General features: G+C 78.7%; 3 protein-coding genes. 2 read left to right on the top strand and 1 reads right to left on the bottom strand.

The genetic code is table 11. From position 1 onward, the window contains the following. Positions 1–165 precede the first annotated feature (165 nt). Positions 166–717: a signal peptidase I gene (lepB, locus tag ACR807_RS41360; RefSeq protein ID WP_438927019.1), complete on the top strand. Its 552-nt coding sequence runs from the start codon at positions 166–168 to the stop codon at positions 715–717. A gap of 76 nt (positions 718–793) precedes the next feature. Here lepB and ACR807_RS41355 read toward each other — a convergent pair whose 3' ends face one another. Beyond that, complete coding sequence (locus ACR807_RS41355; protein WP_438927018.1) at positions 794–3,436, bottom strand: outer membrane protein assembly factor BamB family protein; 2,643 nt, start codon at positions 3,434–3,436, stop codon at positions 794–796. Between the two features lie 225 nt (positions 3,437–3,661). Between ACR807_RS41355 and ACR807_RS41350 the strand changes: the two genes are divergently transcribed. Then, complete coding sequence (locus ACR807_RS41350) at positions 3,662–4,030, top strand: anti-sigma factor antagonist (RefSeq protein WP_438927017.1); 369 nt, start codon at positions 3,662–3,664, stop codon at positions 4,028–4,030. Positions 4,031–4,042 lie beyond the last annotated feature (12 nt).

The raw sequence follows: 4,042 nt of genomic DNA, 5'->3' as shown, positions 1-4,042 counted from the left end.
GTCCGGCCGCCGACGCGTCACGCAGCGCGTCACCGCCGTGCCGCTGGGTACCGATACCTCTTCGTGCCCGTCGACCCGCTCCCGGTGCGTTACCGTGCGTGAGTTTTCACCGCCCCCGGACGGGGGTGGACGAGGCCGTCCGGCCTGTGGCGGAGGGGGTGGCGGGTGCGCGGACGACTGGTCGCCGCGGTGCTCGGCGGAGGGGTTTCCCTGCTGCTGGCCGCCGCCCTGGCGGTGTTCGCGCTGTCCTCGCCGGTGTCCGGCGACAGCATGTACCCCGACCTGCGTTCGGGGGATCGGGTCCTGGCCCTCGACGGCGCTCCGCAGCGCCTCGACGTCGTGACCCTCCGTCAACCCGGTGGTGGCGTCGAGGTCGTCCGGCGCGTCATCGCCGTACCCGGCGACCAGGTGCGGATCACCGGCGCGGACGTCCTCGTGCGGCCCGCGTCCGGCGAGTGGATGTCCGTCGCGCGCGGCCCCGGCGACCCCGGCGTGTGCTGCGGCCCCGACGGCAAGGGCGGGACCGAGGGCGTCGCCGAGGTGCCGCCCGGCCGGTACTTCGTGCTGGGCGACAACCCGACCGTGTCGACCGACTCGCGCAACTACGGGTTCGTGCCCGAGTCCGACCTCACCGGCGTGGTGTGGCGGCGGGTCTGGCCGGTGCCGCGGTTCGGGCCGGTCGCCGTGCCCGCCCTGTCGGTGGTCGACGGTCCCTGAGGCGGACGGGGCTGGCCACGAGCACCCCGATCCCGCGGCACCGGTCGAGAGCGCACCCGCCGCCCACCGGTCCGGTTCACGGGCACACCTCGCGGAACGGGACGTCGGGGACGTGGGCCGCCCACTCGTCCCGCGTCAGCGAGCGGCCCGCGCGGCGGCACAGGTCGGCGGCCGGGTCGTCGGTCCTCGGCACGCCGAACGCGCGCAGCCGGGACTCGCCGGTCGCCAGCTCGCGGCCGTCCGGGCTGAACGCGACGGCGATGGCGTAGGCGCGCAGCACGCCCAGCGGGCGGCGGGAGGGCACGTCCCACAGGCGCACGCCGGTGCCCGCGGTCGCCAGGGTGCGGCCGTCCGGGCTGAAGGCCACCTCGAAGACGACCTCGCCCTCGCCCCGCCCGAACGGCTCGCCCAGGCGGGTGCGCTCGGCGGTGTCCCACAGCGCGACCGAGCCGTCGACGCCGCTGGTGGCCAGGGTGCGGCCGTCCGGGCTGAACGCGATGGCGGTGAGCGCGTCGTCGGCGTCGGCGCGCAGGTCGCCGCGCGGTTCGCGGGTCGCGGCGTCCCACAGCCGGACCGGGCCGCCGTGGCCCGCGGCGGCGAGCGTGCGGCCGTCCGGGCTGAACGCGACCGTGCGCACGGACGTGGTGCCCGCGTCGAGCGGGTCGCCGAGCTGGTCGAGGGTCTCCGCGTCCCACAGCCGCACGGCCCCGTCCTCGCCGACGGCGATGGTGCGGCCGTCCGGGCTGAACACCGCGTAGGCCGGGTACCCGGTGCCCGCCTCGGTCAGCTGGCCGGTCTGCCGGCGCCCGGCCACGTCCCACAGCCGCACCGCGCCGCCCTCGTCCACGACGAGCAGCGTCCGGCCGTCCGGGCTCGGCGAGATCGAGTAGACCCGGCCGACGTTCCCGGTCAGCGGCGGGGAGATCGGCTCGCGGGTGGCCGCGTCCCACAGGTGGACCTGACCGGCGCGGGTGCCCGCCACGACCGTGCGGCCGTCCGGGAGGTACTCGACCACGCCGATGGGGCCCGGTTCGCCGGGGAACCCCACGCCCTCGTCGACCCGGTCCGCCACCGACCAGCCGCGCGCCGTGCCGCCCTCGTCGGTGGTGGTGAGCGTCCGGCCGTCCGCGGCGAACGCCAGCGACGCCACCCGCGTCGCGTGGCCGGTGAGCGGGTCGCCGAGCGGCTGCCGCGCGACCGCGTCCCACAGCCGCACCGCGCCGTCGCCGGCACCCGCGGCGAGCGTGCGGCCGTCCGGGCTGAACGCCACCGCGCGCACGGGCGCGCCGGCGTCCAGCGGCGTGCCGACGGGGGAGCGGTCGGCCACCCGCCACACCCGCACCGCGCGGTCCTCGCCACCGCCGGCCAGCACGCCGCCGTCCGGGCCGAACGCGAGCGCCCGCACCGGTCCGGCGGGCCCGGTCAGCGGCTCGCCGGGCACGCCGGACCGCACGTCCCACAGCCGCACGGAGCCGTCCTCGCCGCCGACCGCGAGGAGGCCGCCGTCCGGGCTCAGCGCGACCGACGCGGGCACACCGGGCACCTCGCCGAGCGGTCCGCCGGTCACCGCGTCCCACAGGGTCACCGAGGTCGCGCCCGCCACGGCCAGCACGCCGCCGCCCCGGCTGAGCAGCGGCGTGCCCGAGGCGGCGAACGGCCCGGTCAGCGGCTCGCGCCGGGTCGTGTCCCACAGCCGCACCCCGTCGTCGGCGGCGACGGCGAGCACGCGGCCGTCCCCGCTCAGGGCGACGGCCCGCACGCCGTCGGCCCCGGTGACCGGGTCGCCGATCGCGTCACCGGTGCGGGTGGCCGCCAGCCGCACCGCGCCGTCCCGCACCCCGGCGACGGTCGCCCCGTCCCCGGACAGCGCCCGCACGTCCGGCACCTCGCGGGTCCACAGGTCGGGCCGCACGAGCGCGTCGACCAGCCCGGCGCGGGCCCGGGGCGTCGGGTCGAGCCGCCACGCGGCCACGGCGAGCAGCCGCGACAGGTCCGGGTCCGCGCTGCCGACGGCCGCGCCCCGGGCCACCAGGTCGAGCGCCGCGGCCCTGGTCACGGCGTCCTGGTGCCGGCGGTGGGCCGTGACGCCGAGGACCACGGCCACCACGGCGAGCAGCGCCGCACCGACGACCGCGGCCCGGCGCAGGCGCGCGACCAGCCGGTGCCGCCGGGCGTCCTCGGCGTCGAGCACCTCCTCGGGCACCCCGTGCACGGCGGCGGCCAGCGCGCCCGCGGCGGCGCGGAAGCGGGGGTCGGCGGCCGGGTCCGGGCTCCCCGCCGCCCAGCGCAGGTCCACCCACGGCGGTTCGGCGGTGAACCAGCCCCTCAGCTGCTCCGGCAGGGCCGTGGTGCGTCCCCAGTCGAAGTCGCCGTCGCCCCACGCGACCTCGCCGCCGGTCAGCGCGATCAGGAACCGGTCGTGCCCGTGCCGCGCCCGCCAGAACGCGACCTCGCGACCCACCGCCGGCGAGGCCGCCGCCTCCGGCGAGGCCAGCAGCACGAAGTGGCGCGACCCGCTCAGCGACGGGGTGACCGCCGACCACAGGTCGGGGTCCGCGTCGAGGCCGGACCGGTCCAGGAACACGCGCAGCGCCCGCCGCCGGTGCCAGGGCCTCGCGATGCGCTGGAGCTCGCGCCGGAGCGCCGGGGCGATCCGGTCACCGTCCGAATGGCCGCAGGAGAGGAACGCGTCGTAGCCGCCCGGGTCGTGATCTTGCACGACCCAATCCTGCCCCGTGCGCACCCGTTGCGTCCTGCGGAGCACCGCTGTGACCCGGATGGCCTACCCCGGCGGGGTGGGTCCGGCCGGGTGGCCGCCCGAGGGGGCCGCGCGTGCCGCTGAATGGCGGGACGGGGCCCGCCGGGTGACGATGGGGGTTGCGGTCCGTGGGCCACCGGGTGGGCGGGCCGCGGGCCGTGACCCCGGACGAAAGGCGACCACACCGTGCACGCCTCGACGCAACACCCCGCACCGCGGCCCTTCCGGCTCGACGTGGAGAGCCTCACCGACGCCGTCGTCGTGACCGTGGTCGGCGAGCTGGACCAGGCGACCGCGCCGCGGCTGCGCGAGGTGCTCGACACGGCGCTGGACGACCGGCCGGGCGTGATCGTCGTCGACCTGCGCGGGGTGGACCTGCTCGCCTCGGCGGGCCTGGCCGCCCTGATCGCCGCGCACGACCAGGCGCTGCCGGACACCGCGCTGCGCGTGGTGGCGGGCGACACGACGCCCGCGCTGCGCTCGGTGCAGCTCAGCGGGCTCGACGAGCTGCTGGTGGTGCACCCGTCCCTGGACCACGCGCTGGCCGCACCCTGAGGCGCCCGGTCC

Source organism: Saccharothrix sabaoui (assembly GCF_051756985.1).
Lineage (GTDB): Bacteria > Actinomycetota > Actinomycetes > Mycobacteriales > Pseudonocardiaceae > Actinosynnema.
The sequence above is the reverse complement of the archived record's forward strand: the minus strand, read 5'-3'. Positions and strand labels throughout refer to the sequence as shown.